The sequence below is a fragment of the Methylobacterium sp. Leaf469 genome (assembly GCF_001424745.1).
GTDB lineage: Bacteria > Pseudomonadota > Alphaproteobacteria > Rhizobiales > Beijerinckiaceae > Methylobacterium.
The window spans coordinates 373,606-390,190 of record NZ_LMRE01000023.1 but is presented as its reverse complement, the minus strand read 5'-3'; the positions used below and the strand labels follow the sequence as shown (position 1 = coordinate 390,190).

Sequence of the window (16,585 nt, the reverse complement as noted above, 5' to 3'; positions counted from 1 at the left end):
CGCATCCATGGGAGCTCTCCGATGCTGCGTCGTCTGATCCTTGTCTGCCTTTTCGTCCCGACTGCCGCACCGGGCCTGGGCTGCCTTTCCGTGCGACGCGTTCTGGGGCGAGCGCAATGCCGTCTATGCCGAGGCCGGCTACTGCTTCAAGACGGCCCGCGGCATCAAGGCTTTCGGCAACGCCGATTGCCGCTACGACGAAATCCGCGATGTCCCGCTTTCCGCCCGCGATCGCGCGAAGATTGCCGATATCGTGCGTGAAGAGCAACGGAACGGCTGCCGGGACTGAGTCCCGGCCGTCCCATCGTCAGCCTTCGAAGGGTCGGGTCCGGCGATGCTCGCCGATGATCCGGCGCACGGTGCCGGTGGCCGAGCGATAGACCACCGTCTCGGTCTCGACGTGCCCTTGCTTGAACCGCACGCCTTTCAGGAGGGCTCCGTCCGTGACCCCCGTGGCCGCCACGATGACGTCGCCGCGCGCCATGTCGTGGAGCTCGTACTTCCGGTTCGGGTCGCTGATGCCCATCCGTGCCGCGCGCTCGCGCTTCTCGTGACTGTCGAGGATGAGCCGGCCCTGCATATGGCCGCCGATGCAGCGCAGCACCCCGGCGGCGATGACACCCTCGGGGGCGGCACCGATGCCGAGGTAGATGTCGGCGCCGGTCTCGTCCGGGCTGGTGGTGTGGATGATGGCGGCGATGTCGCCGTCCGAGATCAGGCGGATACCGGCGCCCGTCGCCCGCACGGCGGCGACCAGGGCCATATGCCGTGGCCGGTCGAGGATGATGGCGGTGATCTGGGCGGGGTCGATCCCCTTGTGGCGCGCCAGGGCGGCGATGTTGTCGGCCGGGCTGGCATCGAGATCGACGAGACCCGCCGGATAACCGGGGCCGATGGCGATCTTCTGCATGTAGACGTCGGGGGCGGCCAGCAAGGACCCGGCCTCGGCGAGCGCCATCACCGCGATGGCGCCGGGCATGTCCTTGGCGCACAGGGTGGTGCCTTCGAGGGGATCGACGGCGATATCGACCTTCGGGCCCGCTCCGGTGCCGAGGCGTTCACCGATGTAGAGCATCGGCGCCTCGTCGCGCTCGCCCTCGCCGATCACCACGGTGCCGTCGATGGGAAGCGTATTCAACTCGACCCGCATGGCATCGACGGCGGCCTGATCCGCCTCCCGCTCCTTGCCCTGGCCGCGCAGATGGGCGGCGGCGATGGCGGCGCGCTCCGTGACCCGTGCCAGTTCCAGGGCCAGGGTACGATCGACCGTACCGCCGGGGGGTGTCTTGCCGTACGCCATGGACCTGTCCGCGCCTCTCGCCGTTCGTGCGCTCTCTATGAACTAAAGTTCGAGAAACACTACTGTTCCGGGCGTTTTCTTCCGGTGTTCCAGCGAAATCTTGCGCCGGGCGCCTATTCCCGCTCGATCCGGATGAGTTGGGGCGCCTCCGCCAGCAGACCATCGGCCGCGATGGCGTCGAGGGCCGCGCGGATGGTTCCTTCGGTGGCCGCGTAGGTGATCAGCACGAGGGGTACGGGCTGGCCCGAGCGGCCGTGCGGGTCCTTGGAGGCCGCGCTCTCCGAACGGCGCTGCAGGATGCTCTCGATGGAGATGTCGCGCTCGGCCATGCGGGTGGCGACACCCGCGGCGACGCCGGGCCGGTCGTGGACCGTGAGGCGGATGTAGTAGCCGCCTTCGTGCCGCTGCATGGCGACGCGCTGGGAGGGGCCGAGATCCGCGTTGGGTCGGCCGAAGGTCGGGCGGTTTACGTTCGCCGCGATGTCGGTGATGTCGGAGACGACCGCCGAGGCCGTGGCCTCGCCGCCGGCACCGGGGCCGATGAGGGTGAGTTCACCGACCGCGTCGGCGTCGATCGTTACCGCGTTGGTGACACCCATCACCTGGGCGATGGCCGAGGATTTCGGCACCATGGTCGGGTGTACGCGCTGCTCGATCCCGCCCTCTGCGACCTGAGCGACCCCAAGCAGCTTGATGCGGTAGCCCAGCTCCTCCGCCATGGTGAGGTCGAGGGGCTGGATCGCCGAGATGCCCTCCACCGACACGCCCTCGGCGTCGATCTCCACGCCGAAGGCGAGGCTCGTGAGGATGGCGAGCTTGTGGGCGGTGTCGAAGCCCTCGACGTCGAAGGTCGGGTCGGCCTCGGCGTAGCCGAGGGCCTGCGCATCCTTGAGGCAGGCCTCGAAGGTCAGGCCCTCGCGCTCCATCCGCGTGAGGATGTAGTTGCAGGTGCCGTTCATGATCCCGTAGACGCGCGACACGGCGTTGCCCGTGAGCCCCTCGCGCAGGGCCTTGATCACCGGGATGCCGCCGGCGACGGACGCCTCGTAGGCGAGGCTGACGCCCTTCGCTTCCGCCGCCCGGGCCAGGGCGGCGCCGTGCCGCGCCAGCAACGCCTTGTTGGCCGTGACCACGTGCTTGCCGGCCGCGAGTGCCGCTTCCACCGTGGCTTTCGCCGGACCCTCGGCGCCACCGATGAGCTCGACCACGCAATCGATGTCCGGGCTCGCGGCAAGTGCCACGGGGTCGTCGAACCAGGTGACGCCCGTCAAGTCGAGACCGCGGTCTCGGCCTCGATCACGCGACGACACGGCGGCGACCCGGACCTCGCGGCCGCTGGCGGCAGCGAGCGCGTCGGCCCGGCGGGCGACCATGCGGACCACGGCGGCACCGACGGTGCCGAGGCCGGCGACTCCGAGGCGGAGGGGCTGTTTCATGGCGCGCGATCCGTCATCTTCCAGTGGCCCGTCCAGGGCTTGCCCGGCACAGGGCGACCGTCCACGGGGCATTCCGTTCGCCCCGGTCGGGAGCGGCGGGCTCTTCTGCAACGAATTTCCAGGGGGTGCAACAAACCCGCCGACGGCGTGCTCAAGCCTTCCGTGCGCCGTGGCGAAGGGCTGTCACGAGGAGCCCGTAGAGGACGCCGGCATTGAGGACATGCCATAGGAAATGCGTGCCCAGAGGTACGCTCGCGCACAGGCTCCGGTCGAGGGTCCGGAAAGCCAGGGAGACGCCAAACAGGGCGGCGATGCCGAGGAGCGCCCGCCCGGCCCCGTGCCGCGCCGGTGCTTGAGGGATTCCGTGCGAGCGGGCGAGACCGGCGCCGACGCCGAAGAGCGCCAGGATCGCCGGGACGTAACCGATGGAGCCGTTGCTGACGGCATCGACATCGCTGCCGCTCAAGGCCGTCAACGCCGGTTCCAGACCGAAGCCGACCCCAGCGAACAGCAACGTCAGACCCAGGGCCGGCCCCGCCCCGAGATCGAAGAAGCGCCGCAAGGCCAGGAAGAAGTAGGCGTGGATGAACAGCGCGATGGGAACGACGTCTACCAAGAGCGACCAGCGTACCGCCAGGGTATGGAATAGGAACGAGCCGAGGCCGACCAGGGCGACGAGTCCGGCCAGCATTCGCACGGGAGCGTCGGGTCGCCTGCCCCTCCCCTCGTGCCGCATCACCGCGAACGCGGCCGCCAGGAAGGCCGCGTTCGAGACCGCGTTGATGGGCTCGGCCCAGAATGTCGCGTCGGTTCGCTCGCAATAGGCCTGGAGCGGCGCGAACCACGTGTCGGGCATATCCTTTTTCCCCGGTCCATCTTCGACTTCGCGATCGCCCCGACGGCTTGCCACCGCTGCGCGAAGCCCCGATGACGGGCGACGCCGAGGTTCAGGACATCAAGCCCCATGCGGATCGTCACGTGGAACGTCAATTCCATCAAGCAGCGGGTCGGCCACCTCGTGGCGTTTCTCGACGAGGCCAAGCCCGATGTGGTCTGCCTCCAGGAACTGAAATGCCAGGACGAGGCATTCCCGCGCGCCGAGATCGAAGGGGCGGGGTATGCCGTCGAGACCCTGGGGCAGAAGGCCTATAACGGCGTCGCCCTGCTGGTGCGGGCCCCCCTCGTGCTGAGCGAGGTCCGGCGCGGCTTGCCCGGCGACGAGACCGACGAGCAGGCCCGGTACATCGAAGGCCTGATCACGGGGGACGATACGGCACCCGTGCGGGTCGCCTCGCTCTACCTGCCCAACGGCAATCCCGTCGACAGCCCGAAATACCCCTACAAGCTCGCGTTCCTGGAGCGCCTGCGGCACCACGCCCGCGATCTTCTGACCAGCGAGGAGGCCGTGGTGCTCGCAGGCGACTACAACGTCATCCCAGAGCCCGAGGACGCGTCCGATCCGGCGGCCTGGGTGAATGACGCGCTCTTCCTGCCCCAGACCCGTGCGGCTTTCCGCACGCTCCTGGCCGAGGGCTACACCGAGGCTTTACGGGCCTGCGATCCGAAGCCCGGCCTCTACACGTTCTGGGATTATCAGGCCGGTGCCTGGAACCGGAATGCCGGCATTCGCATCGATCACCTCCTGCTCTCGCCCCGGGCCGCCGATCGCTTGGTCTCGGCCTCGGTACAAAAGCATCTGCGCGGGCTGGAAAAACCGTCCGACCACGTACCGGTGACGGTGGAACTCGCCTGACCTGCATCCCGCTCGGGTCGGTTTTTCCTGAACCAAGGGGCCGGTGGCGGGTTGCCACGCCGCGTCCCTCTGGAACAGGAGCCTTCCCACGTGAAACTCTACGGTACCGGCTACTCCCCTTACGTCCGCAAGGTCCTCGTGGCGCTTGCCGAGAAGGGTCAGAGCGCCGAGCACATTCCCTTGTTCTTCCACGATCCCGACGCCGACTTTCAGTCCGCCAGCCCGCTCGGCAAGATCCCGGCCATGGACGACGACGGTTTCCTCCTCGCGGATTCGTCCGCAATCCTGTTCTACATCGAGGCGAAACATCCGACTCCGCCGCTGTTGCCAACGGAAGCCAAGGCACGCGGCCGGGCGGTCTGGTTCGACAAGTTCGGCGATACGGAAATGTTTCCGGTGATCATCGCCCCCTTCGCCAACCGGGTCGTGAAGCCCAAATTGCTGGGCCAGCCGGGCGACGAAGCCGCTGTCACGAAGGCGCTGAACGAGGATCTGCCGAAGATTTACGATTACCTCGAAGCGCAGATCGACGGGCCGTACCTTGTGGGCGACGCTTTCAGCATCGCGGATATCTCGGTGGTGACCGGCTTCCACAACCTGCACCTGGCCGACGAGAAGGTCGATGCCGTGCGTTGGCCCAAGCTCGCCCGCTACGTCGCCACGACCCTGGAGCGTCCGTCCTTCATCACGGCGCTCGCGGCGCGCACGAACCCGTAGGCCGGACGGCCCGACGCTGCGGCTTGTACCTCAGCGTCGGCGCCGGGCCGATCCGGTGACCTGGGCCTGCGCCTGGAGGGCCTGTGCCTGGGCGGTCAGGCGGTCGTCCTCGCTCGCGGCCGTCCAGGCCTTGTCGTACAGGGTGACGATCCAGTCGTCCTTACGGCCCTGCGCGGCCTCGCGCGCCAGGGAGAGCCACATCAGACCGCGGGCGCGCTGCTTCGGCACGCCCTGGCCGTTGATGAGGAGTTCGCCGAGGAGCGCCTGAGCCGGGGCGTGGCCCTTCTCGGCCGCGAGGTTGAACCACCGCGCGGCCTGGCGCGGATCGGCCTCGACGCCGGTGCCGTCGAGGTAGAGCCGGGCGAGGTTGTACTGGGCGTTCGGGTCGCCGAAATACGACGCCGCGTAGTTGAACATGTCGTAGGCGCGCTCGGGGTTGGGGCGCACGTAGGTGCCCTTGATCCCGTCGAGGAAGTAGGCGCCCAAAGCCGTGAAGGCGCTGGCCATCACGCCCGAATTCTGAGCGTCGGGCCCGTCGTCGGTGGTGTCGTCGGCGATGCGCGAGAAGAACTCGAACGCCTTGAGGTCGTCGTGGGGCACGCCGTCGCCCTCGGCGTACATGCGGCCGAGCTTCCACAGGGCGAGGGCGTGGCCCTGGCCGGCGGCGTATTCGAGGGCACGCGCGGCGCCTTCCTTGTCGCCGGCGTTGTAGTCGCGCACGCCCGAGCGCAGGGCCTCGCGGGCGGTGCGATAGCCCGCCGGGGGCACAGGTGTGCGTGCAGTGGCGTCGAGCGCCTCCACGGGCATTCCGCACAGGAACAGGAGCCCGGCCGCCATGGCGACGCGCAGCCGTCCGCGCGTCGGCCGATCCGGGGCGGCCCGGTCCGGCCGCACGGGGCGGCCGAGGGCGGTCCTAGATGTCGGCATAGGTGTGCGTCTCCTCGGCGCCGCCCGGATGGGTCACCGCGCCGTCCACGGCAGGACCGACGGTCTGCATGTACTTCCACAGGTAGCCGGACGTCGCCGAGTTGGTCCGCGGCGTCCAAGCGGCCCGGCGCGTGGCGAACTCCTCGTCGCTCACGGCGACGTCGAGGGTGCCGTTGATCGCATCCAGGGTGATGACGTCGCCGTCCCGGATCAGGCCGATGGGGCCGCCGATGGCGGCTTCCGGCCCGACATGGCCGACGCAGAACCCGCGCGTCGCGCCCGAGAACCGGCCATCGGTGATGAGGGCGACCTTGTCGCCCATGCCTTGGCCGTACAGAGCCGCGGTGGTCGAGAGCATCTCGCGCATGCCGGGGCCGCCCTTCGGGCCCTCGTAGCGGATGACCAGAACCTCGCCTTCCTTGTAGGTGCGCTTCTGGACCGCTTCGAAGCAGGCCTCCTCGCCATCGAACACCCGGGCCGGGCCGGTGAAGACCTGGGCGGATGCCGGCATGCCCGCGACCTTCACGATGGCGCCCTCGGGGGCGAGGTTGCCGCGCAGGCCGACGACGCCGCCCGTGGGTGTGAGGGGCGTGTTGGCGGCCCGCACCACGTCCTGGTCCGGGTTCCAGTGCACCCGCTCCATGTTCTCCGCCATGGTGCGGCCGGTCACCGTCATGCAGTCGCCGTGCATGAAGCCGTGGTCGAGGAGCGTCTTCATGAGAAGCGGGATGCCGCCGACCTCGAACATGTCCTTGGCGACGTAGCGCCCGCCCGGCTTCAGGTCGGCGATGTAGGGCGTGCGCTTGAAGATCTCGGCGACGTCGAACAGGTCGAACTTGATGCCGCATTCGTGCGCGATGGCCGGCAGGTGCAGGGCCGCGTTGGTGGAGCCGCCCGAAGCGGCCACCGCCGCCGCCGCGTTCTCGAGGCTCTTGCGGGTGACGATGTCGCGCGGACGGATGTTCTTGGCGATGAGCTCCATCACCTTCTCGCCCGCCGTCATGCAGAATCTGTCGCGGATCTCGTAGGGAGCCGGGGCACCGGCCGAGTATGGCAGCGCCAGACCCATGGCCTCGGAGACGGTCGCCATGGTGTTGGCGGTGAACTGGGCGCCGCAGGCGCCGGCCGAGGGGCAGGCGACCTGTTCCAGCTCGTCGAGGTCGTCGAGGGACATATCGCCCACCGCGACCTTGCCCACGGCCTCGAACAGGTCCTGCACCGTGACGGGCCGACCCCGGAACGAGCCGGGCAGGATCGAGCCGCCGTAGATGAAGATCGACGGCACGTTGAGGCGCACCATGGCCATCATCATGCCGGGCAGGGACTTGTCGCAGCCGGCCAGCCCCACGAGGGCGTCGTAGGCGTGGCCGCGCATGGTGAGTTCGACGGAATCGGCGATGACTTCGCGGGACGGCAGGGAGGCGCGCATGCCGGCATGCCCCATGGCGATACCGTCGGTGACCGTGATGGTACAGAACTCGCGCGGGGTGCCGTTGGCGGCCGAAACCCCCTTCTTCACGGCCTGGGCCTGACGCATCAGCGAGATGTTGCAGGGCGCCGCCTCATTCCAGCACGAAGCCACGCCGACGAGCGGCTGATGGATCTGCTCCTTGGTGAGGCCCATGGCATAGAGGTACGAGCGGTGGGGCGCGCGCTCGGGTCCCTCCGTCACGTGACGGCTCGGAAGCTTGGACTTGTCGGTGGTGCGCGCGTCCATGGTCAATCTCGCCGCCCCGGCCTGCTACGCTTGGACATGAGGTCCGGTCGTCCGGTGTGCCGCACGACCCCACGCGGGTGGCGTGCGAACCCACGTGGTTCACTCGTCGAATGACTCGGAACTCTGCGGTAAATCGTTGGGGGGACTACCGTTTACCGCACGGCATGAGGTGGTCCCGGTTTATGGCGGGATCGCGGCGGGGGCTGGCGCCTCCCAAGGCAAAGTCTGGATGGTTTTGGGGTGTTGCGACCTCGCCACAGCCACGCTTTGGTCCGGTGCGACCGCGCGAAGGACCTTCGGAGGAGGATGAAATTCCAAGCCGCAATCATGAAGAAGCCCGGAGCGTGCGGGACGCGCCGGGCCGGATTCAGAGGTTCGCGGGGTTTCGGTATCAGGGGCGTTTGCGCATCCGCAGGATCTTGAAGAAGCCACCCGGGAAGGTCGGGGCGACGCCGATGAACTCGACGCCGTTGGTGCGGGCCCAGGCCTCGATCCGTGTGGATTTGAAGTCGGACGACCACCCGATCTTGGTGCAGAGCGGGGCGACGATCTCCTCGACCTTGGCCATAGGCCCGTCCGTCTGACCGAAATGGTTGGCGAGCACGATTTCGCCGCCCGGCCGCACCACCCGCAGGAACTCCGATAGGGCGCCTTCCGGATCCGGCACCAGGGTGATGAGGAACTGGGCCACCACGGCGTCGAAGCTAGCATCGGTGTAGCCGAGGCGGCAGACGTCCATCACCTGGAGACCGCGCACGTGGGTGAGGCCGCGCCGGAGCACCTTGGCGCGGGCGCGCTTCAGCATGTCCTCGGACAGATCGACTCCGCAGACGAAGCTGGTGCGCGGGTAGTACCCCAGGGAGAGGCCGGTGCCGACGCCGGCTTCGAGGATGCGCGGGCCGCAGGCCACGGCCGCTTCCACGGCGTCGCGGGCGGCGGGTTCGGTCAGCTTGTCGTAGACGACGTCGTAGACCGGCGCCCAGCGGGCATAGGCCTTGCGCATCAGGGCGGTGCTCGGACCGGCCTCCCGCGGCTCGCTCAGCATGTCGATCTCGAAGTCCTGTGGGAAGTGGAAGAGTGGGTCAGGCCGCCTGCGCGGCTCCAGCCTGCAACGCGTCGATGCGCCGGATGGTGCCACCGCCGAGCACCCGCGCACGCGGGCCGTCATCCGCGTAGATCACACAGGCCTGGCCCGGCGAGACGCCGTCTTCGGGCGTCGCCAGAACGACCTCGGCGGTGCCGGCGGCGGTGTCGAGGGTGAGATGGGCCGGGCGCGGCTCCCGGGTCGACCGGACCCGCACGGCCACGGACAGATCGACCGGCACGCTTTCGGACAGCCAATTCACGTCGGTGAGACGAATGCGACTGGTGGCCAGGGCCTCGCGCGGGCCGACGACGACACGGGCGGTGTCGGGCTCCAGACGCACCACGTAGAGCGGTTCGCCGACGGCGAGGCGCAGGCCCCGGCGCTGGCCGACGGTGTAGTGGACGATGCCCTCGTGGCGACCGAGGATCCGGCCGGCGAGATCGACGATATCGCCGGCCCGGGCAGCGTCCGGGCGCAGGCGGGCGATGACGTCGGCGTAGCGCCCTTGCGGCACGAAGCAGATGTCCTGACTGTCCGCTTTCTGTGCGACCGACAGGCCGAGCTCATGGGCGAGGCGCCGGGTCTCGTCCTTCGGCAATTCACCCAAGGGAAAGCGCAGGAAATCGAGCTGCTCGCCCGTGGTGGCGTAGAGGAAATAACTCTGGTCGCGGGCGGGATCGAGGGCGCGGTACAGGCCGCGTCCGCCCTGCGGCATGGGCCGGCTCGCGACGTAATGGCCCGTCGCCAGGGCGTCCGCATCAAGGTCGCGCGCCGTGGCGAGGAGATCGCGGAACTTGATGGACCGGTTGCACTCGACGCATGGGATCGGCGTCTCGCCCGCGAGGTAGCTCTCGGCAAACCTGTCGATCACCGATTCCCGGAACCGATCCTCGTAATCGAGGACGTAATGCGGGATCTCGAGGACTTCGGCGACCCGGCGGGCATCGTGAATGTCCTGGCCGGCGCAGCAGGCGCCCTTGCGATGGGTCGCTGCACCATGATCGTAGAGCTGGAGCGTGATGCCGACGACGTCGTAGCCCTGGCGCTTCAGGAGGCCGGCCACGACGGAGGAATCGACGCCGCCGGACATGGCGACGACGACACGCGTCTCGTGCGGGGCCTTGGGAAGATCGAGGGAATTCATCGCGCCAGGTTTCACCGACGGGGCCGGTCCGGTCCCGGTCGCGAGTCTATAGCGTTCCTTGCGCCCGAGTTCCAGGGATAGGGCCGGCAGGGCCGATCGCCACCGGAACGGACTCGGGCCGCGCCTTCGAAGAGCGCGCGTCTCTAGGAACGAAACGGCTTACGCGAAGTCGGGCATCCCGCTGCAGACCCGGCAAGTTCTGCCGGGCGACGCGCAGATTTCGCCGGATCGCCTTCGGGCCGCTGCGAAAAAATCTCGTCTTTACAAGATATTGACTGGTTCGGGAGGCTGGCGCGTCCCTTGCTCCAGGATCCGACAAGGAGACCTTGGACCCATGGCGCAGACGTTCCTCGAAACGGATTTTCTCCTGCGCCGTGCGACGCCGACCGCCCCCCGTGTTTCGGCGCAAGCCCCGGCACGGGCCGCTTTCGTCGTTTGTGATCCCGAACCGTCCCGTGCGACTGTGGCCACCCGGTCCCAGGACGTCCGTACACCGGACGCCCGTACGCAGACCGCCCGGGCCGAGCTTGCCCGCGCGAACATCGCCAGCCGATCCGAGCGAGCCCGGACGCCGGACATCGACACGGGGCAGACCCGGACCACGGAACGGACCAAGGCCGGGCCATCGAGGATCGATTCATCCGAGGCTGAAAGCTCACCGGCGCCCGTTCGAGCCGTGCGTGACGTGCCGGCTCCTCCGGCGAAGGTCTCGACAAAGGCGAATGCCGGCCCATTCGGCGAGGCTGGGGCTGGGACGAACGCCCTGTCGCAGGACCGGGCAGGCGTCGTCGCCCCCGTTCCGGCCGGCGCTGCGGGCTCCCCCGAGGCGGGCATGGCCGGGGCGGTCCTCGCCAGTTCGGATATCGCGGCGATCACCGGCCCCTCGGAAGTGGGTGCCGGCGACGGGACGGAGGAGGACACGGACCCCGCCGGGCTGTCGGCCGACGAGCCGGCCATCTCCCTCATGGGCTTCGGCGTTCTGCCCGCGCCCCCTCCGCCCCAGCCCATGCTCCAAGTAGGACCCGGCCAAGGGGGACAGACATCCGTCGCTGGGGACGCGGTGTCGGGGGGGCAGGATGCGGCGGGTCAGGCCTCAGCCGTGACCGGGCAAGTCTCGTCCTCGACGGGTCAGCTCCAGCTTCCATCCGGGAGCGTCCCGTCGCCCAGGGGCGAGGCGCCCGCCGCCGCTGGGCAGAATACCCTTGCCCGGCCGGACATATCGGCGGCCGGAACGTTCGATCCGGCACTCGGCGGCAAGTCCGATGCGGCGGTGGCCGTGCACGAGGCGTTCGGCAGCGCCGAGCCCGTCGCGGCGTTCGCCATGCCCGAAGGGTTGTCCGCCGTCCGGGAGAATTTCGATGCGCTCGTGCCGGGCTTCTCGGCCGCGCCCGCCGCAACGGCGGCGTCCGGTGCGTCGGTCACGGCCGCCCCCGCGCCGCAAGCCGCCGCGCCCGCCGTACCGTTGGGAGCCGTGCCGATGACCATCGGCCTACGCTCACTTCAGGGTTCGAACCATTTCGAGATCCGGCTCGATCCCGGTGAACTCGGACGCATCGACGTCAGCCTCGACATCGACAAGGAGCGCGGGACGGTGATGGCACATCTCGTCGTCGACCGCATCGAGACCCTCGCCCTGCTCCAGCGCGATGCCGGCAGCCTGCAGCAGGCCCTTTCGCAGGCCGGCCTCGACGCCCCTGAGGCCAACATCAGCCTGTCCCTGCGCAGCGACACGCAGTCCGGCGGCCAGGGCACGGAGAACCAGGGCTCCGATGGGCGCCGCCCCGATGGCCGCTCCGGTGGACCCGGCCTTTCCCACCAGCCCGAGGGCCGCGCCGCCCTCGAAGCCATCCCCGTACGCACCCTGAGGGGCCTGACCGGCCTCGACATCCGAATCTGAAGGGGCATCCGATATGTCATCCGGCATCAGCAGCTTGGCGAACACCGCCGCGTCGGCGAGTTCGACCACCAGGACGTCCGCCCAGGAGATCGCGGGCAACTTCACGCAATTCCTGACGCTGCTGACGACGCAGCTCAAGAATCAGAATCCCCTCGACCCGATGGACACCAACCAGTTCACCCAGCAGCTGGTGCAGTACGCGGGCGTCGAGCAGCAATTGAAGTCCAACGATCGCCTCGACTCGATCCTCACCAATGCCAAGGCGTCGAGTTCGGCTTCCGCCACGGGCTTCATCGGCCAGACCGTGACCGCCGACGGCAAGACCGCCGATCTGGCCGGCGGCTCGGCCACCTGGACCCTGACGCCCTCGCGCGCCGCCACCCAGGCGACCATCACCATCACGGATGCCCAGGGCAACGTGGTGGCGACGCAGAGCAAGGCCATGCCGGCCGGGGCGCAGAGCTATGTATGGGACGGGCGGGCATCCACGGGGATGAGCGCGCCGTCGGGAACCTATTCCATCAAGGTCGATGCCCGCGACGCGACGGGGACCCAGGTGAACGTCGATACGCAGATCACCGGCAAGGTCGACGGGATCGATCTCAGCGGCACCGCACCGGTCCTCCTGATCGACTCTGCACGGGTTCCGATCGGCAGCGTGCGGAGCATCGGAACAGGGTTGTCCACATGAGCGTCGAGACGAATCAGATGCAATCGTTCCGCTTCAACATATTTTAAGTGGAGGCAAGTAGCTTCCAATCTCGACAGGTCAGTCGAGTTGTAGAGCGTATCATGACCGAACCAAGCCGCCCGAGAGTGAAGTATGTGATCGGGCCTGATGGTAGTCCATTAACCATTGCCGATCTTCCCCCGACGACTACCCGCCGTTGGGTGATCCGTCGCAAGGCCGAGGTGGTCGCCGCCGTGAGGGGTGGCCTGCTCAGCCTGGAGGAGGCCTGCCAGCGCTATACCCTCACCACCGAGGAGTTCCTCAGCTGGCAGTTCTCCATCGACCAGCACGGCCTTGCCGGCCTGCGCACCACGCGCATCCAGCATTACCGGCACTGACGAATCGGATCTGACCGGGACCGCCTCGTCCGACGGGGAAAGCGCCCGCCGATCCTCTCGAAAGACCGCGCCCCCCAGGGGACGCGGTTTTTTCGTGTTTTCGGGGGCGCTCGTTCGGATTCCCGCGATGGTCTCCGCATCGTTAACCGCTCGCTAACCACGGCCTGGGCAAATTTTGCCGGGCGGGGGCGGGGTGTCCGCCACGCTTGTTCGGGTGGGTGCGTCGCGCGGTGAAATCGGTTCTCGAACTGGTGATGAAGTTGGGGCCGGCGCGGTTGGCCGCCATGGCCGCCGTCACCATGACGCTGATCGGTTTCTTCGCCTTCGTGATCCTTCGCGTCTCGAAGCCCGACATGGGCGTGCTGTTCGCCGACCTGTCCATATCCGACTCCTCCGCGGTGATCCGCGACCTCGATGCGCGGGGCATCAAGTACGAGACCAAGGGCGATGCCGGTCAGACCATCATGGCTCCCCGCGCCGATCTTCCCCGCCTGCGCATGGATCTTGCCGGCAAGGGGCTGCCGGGCCAGGCGGGTGTGGGGTACGAGATTTTCGACAAGGGCGATGCGTTCTCGTCCACCAACTTCGTCCAGAACGTGAACCACCTGCGGGCCCTCGAGGGGGAACTGTCCCGCTCCATCCGCGCCATCGGCCGGGTCCAGGCCGCGCGCGTCCACCTCGTGATCCCCGAGCGGCGCCTGTTCGACCGTGACCGCGAGACGCCGAGCGCCGCCATCGTGCTCAAGCTCATGGGCGACCTGGATCCGTCCCAGGTGCGCGCCATCCGCCACCTCACCGCCTCGGCGGTGGAGGGGCTCAAGCCCGAGCGGGTCTCCATCGTCGACGAGCGCGGCCGACTTCTCGCCGATGGCGCCCGTGACGCGGAGGCCGACAAGGGGCTGGGGCTCGAGGAGAAACAGGTCGGCCTCGAACGGCGCCTGCGCGCGCAGATCGAGGAGATCGTCGCCGGCATCGTCGGTGCCGGTCGCGCCCGGGTGCAGGTCAGCGCCGAACTCGACGTCAACCGCATCGAGAGCCGCTCCGAGAGCTTCGATCCCGAGAGCCGCGTGGTGCGCTCGACCCAGACCCGCAGCGAGACCTCCCTGACGGGTGGGACCGAGGGGGCCGTCAGCGTCGGCAACGAACTGCCCGGAGCCAATCAGCCGGGCGCCGCCCCGGCCCAGAAGGATTCCACGAACAAGAACGAAGAGACCACCAACTACGAGATCTCGCGGGTGACCAAGACCGAAGTTGTCGAGGGCGGCCGGGTCAAGCGGCTCTCCGTGGCGGTCCTCGTCGACGGAGCCTACGTTCCGGGGGCCGACGGCAAACCCACCTACCAGCCGCGCCCGGCGGCCGAAGTCGAACGCATCACGACCCTGGTGCGCACGGCCATCGGCTTCGACAAGGCGCGCGGCGATCAGGTCGAGGTGGTCAACCTTCGCTTCGCGGAGGCTCCGGCCCCGCCCGAGTTCATCGAGCCGAGCCTCGTCCAGTCCCTGATGTCTCCCTCCAAGGAGGACGTCATGCGCATCGTCGAGCTGACGGTCCTGGCCATGCTGACCCTCATCGTGCTGCTCGCCGTGGTGCGTCCGCTCCTGCGCAGGGTGCTCACCGCCGAGCCCGTCGCCATCGCACTGGTGGCCGGCCCGTCCGCGAGCACCGGCGACCCTGCGCTGGATGCGATGATGGCGCCACGCGACAACCCGACCGCTCGCCTCGTCGATTTCGCCAAGATCAACGGCCAGGTTCAGGCCGAAACCGTGCAACGAGTGGTCGACATGGTCCGTGCCAGCCCCGGCGAGACCGTCGAGGTCCTGCGCAACTGGATCAACGACAACTGAGATCCGCCTAGCCTTTCGCGCGTCGTCCCTAAGGAGTTGAGGCCATGTCCTCGGGTTTGAACATCGCGGCGGAACTGGCCAATGCCGGCGGAGCGGCCTTCGCCGCCATGCCCGGCACCCAGCGCGCCGCCGCCCTCCTCCTGCTGCTCGGCGATACCGAAGGTGCGCCGATCTGGCAGATGCTCGACGAGGACGAGGTCAAGAAGGTCTCGCACGCCATGGTCCAGCTCGGCTCCCTCGAGGCCGAGACCGTGGAGAAACTCATCGTCGATTTCGTTTCGCGCCTGTCGTCGGGCGGCGGCATCACGTCGAACTTCGAGCGGACCGAATCGCTTCTCCTCAAGATCTTTCCGCAGGATCAGGTTTCCTCGATCATGGCCGAGATCAAGGGGGCCTCGGGCAAGCGGGTCTGGGCGAGCCTGACCCAGATCGATCCCGAGATCCTCGCCTCGTTCCTGCGCAACGAGTACCCGCAGACGGTGGCCGTGGTTCTCTCGAAGGTCCGCTCGGAATACGCCGCCAAGGTGCTGACCATCCTGCCCGAGGATTTCGCCATCGACGTCTTGAACCGGATGCTGCGCATGGAGACGGTGCAGAAGGAGGCCTTGCGCCACATCGAGGAGACCCTGCGCGTCGAGTTCGTCTCGACCATCGCCCAGACGACGCGGCGCGACGCCCACGAGCTCATGGCCGATGTGTTCAACGCCTTCGACCGCCAGACGGAAGGCCGCTTCCTCGCCGCCCTCGATCAGGCCAACCGCGGGTCGGCGAAGAAGATTCGCCAGCTGATGTTCACCTTCGAGGATCTGCTGAAGCTCGATCCGGGCAGCGTGCAGACCCTCCTGCGCAAGATAGACAACGATACCCTGTGCCGGGCCCTGAAGGGGGCGGAGGAGCGCGTGCGCGGCTTCTTCCTGTCGAACATGTCCACCCGGGCGGCCAAGAACATCACCGACGAGATGGGATCGCTCGGGCCGATCCGCCTCAAGGAGGTCGACGAGGCCCAGGCCAAGATGACCGAACTCGCCAAGGACCTGGCCGAGAAGGGCGAAATCATGATCGCCAAGTCGAGCGGTGAAGAGGAACTGGTCTATTGAACGCCCGTCCCTTCCTGTTCGACACCGACTTCCGGCCCCGCCCCGCCAGCGTCGCCTCGCCCAAGGACGATGCGGCCCTGGCCGAGGCGGTGGCCGACGCCTACGCCCGTGGCGTGCAGGAGGGCCGCGCCCAGACCGAGATGCAGGCGCAGGGTCGCATGGCCGATGCCCTTACGCGCCTCGGGCTCGCCGCGGCCGGATTGCTCGGCCAGGCGGACGCACGCGACGCCGAGCGCGAGGCGCAGACCATGGATTTCGCCGTGGCGCTGGCCCGGCGCATCGCCGGCGAGGCCCTCGATGCGCAGCCCCTGGCCGCCATCGGCGATGCGGCCCGTTCCGCCCTGCAGCATCTGCGCGGCGTGCCTCACCTCGTGGTCCGCGTCCACGAGAGCCTCGTCGACGAAGCCGAAGCCCTGGTGAAGCGTCTGGCGCGCGAGCGTGGCTTCGAGGGCCGCCTCGTGGTTCTCGGGGAACCCGACCTCGCTCCGGGGGATGCCCGGATGGAATGGGCCGACGGCGGTGTGGTGCGCGACCGCGCCCGCATCGAAGCCGCCGTGCTCGATGCCCTCGGCCTCAACGCCTGATCCTTTGAAAGCCA

At 68.4% G+C, this 16,585-nt stretch carries 16 protein-coding genes; 9 read left to right on the top strand and 7 right to left on the bottom strand.

Annotated elements, in window-relative coordinates:
• Window positions 1-40: 40 nt before the first annotated feature.
• Entirely contained in the window at window positions 41-289 is a 249-nt protein-coding gene (locus ASG60_RS13045) for a YARHG domain-containing protein (protein ID WP_200947671.1), read from the top strand.
• 18 nt (window positions 290-307) lie between these two features.
• Here the strand turns inward: ASG60_RS13045 and glpX are convergent, their stop codons facing one another.
• From glpX to ASG60_RS13030, 3 genes are all read right to left on the bottom strand, one after another.
• The gene (glpX, locus tag ASG60_RS13040) at window positions 308-1,300 is read right to left on the bottom strand and encodes a class II fructose-bisphosphatase (protein WP_056173982.1); all 993 of its coding nucleotides are present in this window, start codon (window positions 1,298-1,300) and stop codon (window positions 308-310) included.
• Between the two features lie 113 nt (window positions 1,301-1,413).
• Entirely contained in the window at window positions 1,414-2,736 is a 1,323-nt protein-coding gene (locus ASG60_RS13035) for a homoserine dehydrogenase (RefSeq protein WP_056173980.1), read from the bottom strand.
• A gap of 151 nt (window positions 2,737-2,887) precedes the next feature.
• On the bottom strand, window positions 2,888-3,592 hold the full coding sequence (locus ASG60_RS13030; protein WP_056385904.1) for a ceramidase domain-containing protein: 705 nt from the start codon (window positions 3,590-3,592) through the stop codon (window positions 2,888-2,890).
• 108 nt (window positions 3,593-3,700) lie between these two features.
• On the opposite strand from ASG60_RS13030, the gene xth reads away from it, so the two are divergent.
• Both xth and ASG60_RS13020 read left to right on the top strand, forming a co-directional pair.
• Window positions 3,701-4,489, top strand: a complete 789-nt coding sequence (gene xth / locus ASG60_RS13025; RefSeq protein ID WP_056173974.1) for an exodeoxyribonuclease III — start codon at window positions 3,701-3,703, stop codon at window positions 4,487-4,489.
• 90 nt (window positions 4,490-4,579) lie between these two features.
• Window positions 4,580-5,206, top strand: coding sequence for a glutathione S-transferase family protein (locus ASG60_RS13020; RefSeq protein WP_056264214.1), 627 nt, complete (start codon window positions 4,580-4,582; stop codon window positions 5,204-5,206).
• Between the two features lie 30 nt (window positions 5,207-5,236).
• Here ASG60_RS13020 and ASG60_RS13015 read toward each other — a convergent pair whose 3' ends face one another.
• The 4 genes from ASG60_RS13015 to mnmA all read right to left on the bottom strand — a co-directional run bounded on the left by ASG60_RS13015 (window position 5,237) and on the right by mnmA (window position 10,081).
• A complete protein-coding gene (locus ASG60_RS13015; protein WP_056173969.1) occupies window positions 5,237-6,133 on the bottom strand; it encodes a tetratricopeptide repeat protein in 897 nt (298 codons plus the stop codon).
• Window positions 6,120-7,850, bottom strand: coding sequence for a dihydroxy-acid dehydratase (ilvD, locus tag ASG60_RS13010; protein WP_056173966.1), 1,731 nt, complete (start codon window positions 7,848-7,850; stop codon window positions 6,120-6,122). Before ilvD ends, ASG60_RS13015 begins: the two co-directional genes overlap by 14 nt.
• Window positions 7,851-8,241: 391 nt before the next feature.
• Window positions 8,242-8,895: a class I SAM-dependent methyltransferase gene (locus ASG60_RS13005; RefSeq protein ID WP_056385902.1), complete on the bottom strand. Its 654-nt coding sequence runs from the start codon at window positions 8,893-8,895 to the stop codon at window positions 8,242-8,244.
• A gap of 37 nt (window positions 8,896-8,932) precedes the next feature.
• The gene (gene mnmA / locus ASG60_RS13000; RefSeq protein ID WP_056264206.1) at window positions 8,933-10,081 is read right to left on the bottom strand and encodes a tRNA 2-thiouridine(34) synthase MnmA; all 1,149 of its coding nucleotides are present in this window, start codon (window positions 10,079-10,081) and stop codon (window positions 8,933-8,935) included.
• A gap of 334 nt (window positions 10,082-10,415) precedes the next feature.
• On the opposite strand from mnmA, the gene ASG60_RS23165 reads away from it, so the two are divergent.
• From ASG60_RS23165 to ASG60_RS12970, 6 genes are all read left to right on the top strand, one after another.
• Window positions 10,416-11,978, top strand: coding sequence for a flagellar hook-length control protein FliK (locus tag ASG60_RS23165; RefSeq protein ID WP_244476653.1), 1,563 nt, complete (start codon window positions 10,416-10,418; stop codon window positions 11,976-11,978).
• A 13-nt stretch (window positions 11,979-11,991) separates the two neighbouring features.
• Window positions 11,992-12,669 carry a flagellar hook capping FlgD N-terminal domain-containing protein gene (locus tag ASG60_RS12990; protein ID WP_056173954.1) on the top strand — a complete coding sequence of 226 codons (678 nt, stop codon included), beginning with the start codon at window positions 11,992-11,994 and terminating at the stop codon, window positions 12,667-12,669.
• 101 nt (window positions 12,670-12,770) lie between these two features.
• A complete protein-coding gene (locus ASG60_RS12985) occupies window positions 12,771-13,046 on the top strand; it encodes a DUF1153 domain-containing protein (protein ID WP_018044452.1) in 276 nt (91 codons plus the stop codon).
• Window positions 13,047-13,276: 230 nt separating this feature from the next.
• Complete coding sequence (gene fliF / locus ASG60_RS12980) at window positions 13,277-14,890, top strand: flagellar basal-body MS-ring/collar protein FliF (protein ID WP_056386105.1); 1,614 nt, start codon at window positions 13,277-13,279, stop codon at window positions 14,888-14,890.
• A gap of 44 nt (window positions 14,891-14,934) precedes the next feature.
• Window positions 14,935-15,987 (top strand): flagellar motor switch protein FliG, encoded by a 1,053-nt coding sequence (fliG, locus tag ASG60_RS12975; RefSeq protein WP_056173951.1) that lies wholly within the window; start codon window positions 14,935-14,937, stop codon window positions 15,985-15,987.
• Window positions 15,984-16,571 (top strand): FliH/SctL family protein, encoded by a 588-nt coding sequence (locus ASG60_RS12970; RefSeq protein WP_056385899.1) that lies wholly within the window; start codon window positions 15,984-15,986, stop codon window positions 16,569-16,571. Before fliG ends, ASG60_RS12970 begins: the two co-directional genes overlap by 4 nt.
• Window positions 16,572-16,585 lie beyond the last annotated feature (14 nt).

Excerpts from the sequence above, each read along its gene's own strand:
- mnmA (WP_056264206.1), bottom strand. The coding sequence starts at position 10,081 with ATGAATTCCCTCGATCTTCCCAAGGCCCCGCACGAGACGCGTGTCGTC.
- ASG60_RS13005 (WP_056385902.1), bottom strand. The coding sequence starts at position 8,895 with ATGCTGAGCGAGCCGCGGGAGGCCGGTCCGAGCACCGCCCTGATGCGC.
- ASG60_RS23165 (WP_244476653.1), top strand. The coding sequence starts at position 10,416 with ATGGCGCAGACGTTCCTCGAAACGGATTTTCTCCTGCGCCGTGCGACG.
- ASG60_RS13035 (WP_056173980.1), bottom strand. The coding sequence starts at position 2,736 with ATGAAACAGCCCCTCCGCCTCGGAGTCGCCGGCCTCGGCACCGTCGGT.
- ilvD (WP_056173966.1), bottom strand. The coding sequence starts at position 7,850 with ATGGACGCGCGCACCACCGACAAGTCCAAGCTTCCGAGCCGTCACGTG.
- ASG60_RS13015 (WP_056173969.1), bottom strand. The coding sequence starts at position 6,133 with ATGCCGACATCTAGGACCGCCCTCGGCCGCCCCGTGCGGCCGGACCGG.
- xth (WP_056173974.1), top strand. The coding sequence starts at position 3,701 with ATGCGGATCGTCACGTGGAACGTCAATTCCATCAAGCAGCGGGTCGGC.
- ASG60_RS12990 (WP_056173954.1), top strand. The coding sequence starts at position 11,992 with ATGTCATCCGGCATCAGCAGCTTGGCGAACACCGCCGCGTCGGCGAGT.
- ASG60_RS13030 (WP_056385904.1), bottom strand. The coding sequence starts at position 3,592 with ATGCCCGACACGTGGTTCGCGCCGCTCCAGGCCTATTGCGAGCGAACC.
- ASG60_RS12985 (WP_018044452.1), top strand. The coding sequence starts at position 12,771 with ATGACCGAACCAAGCCGCCCGAGAGTGAAGTATGTGATCGGGCCTGAT.
- glpX (WP_056173982.1), bottom strand. The coding sequence starts at position 1,300 with ATGGCGTACGGCAAGACACCCCCCGGCGGTACGGTCGATCGTACCCTG.
- fliG (WP_056173951.1), top strand. The coding sequence starts at position 14,935 with ATGTCCTCGGGTTTGAACATCGCGGCGGAACTGGCCAATGCCGGCGGA.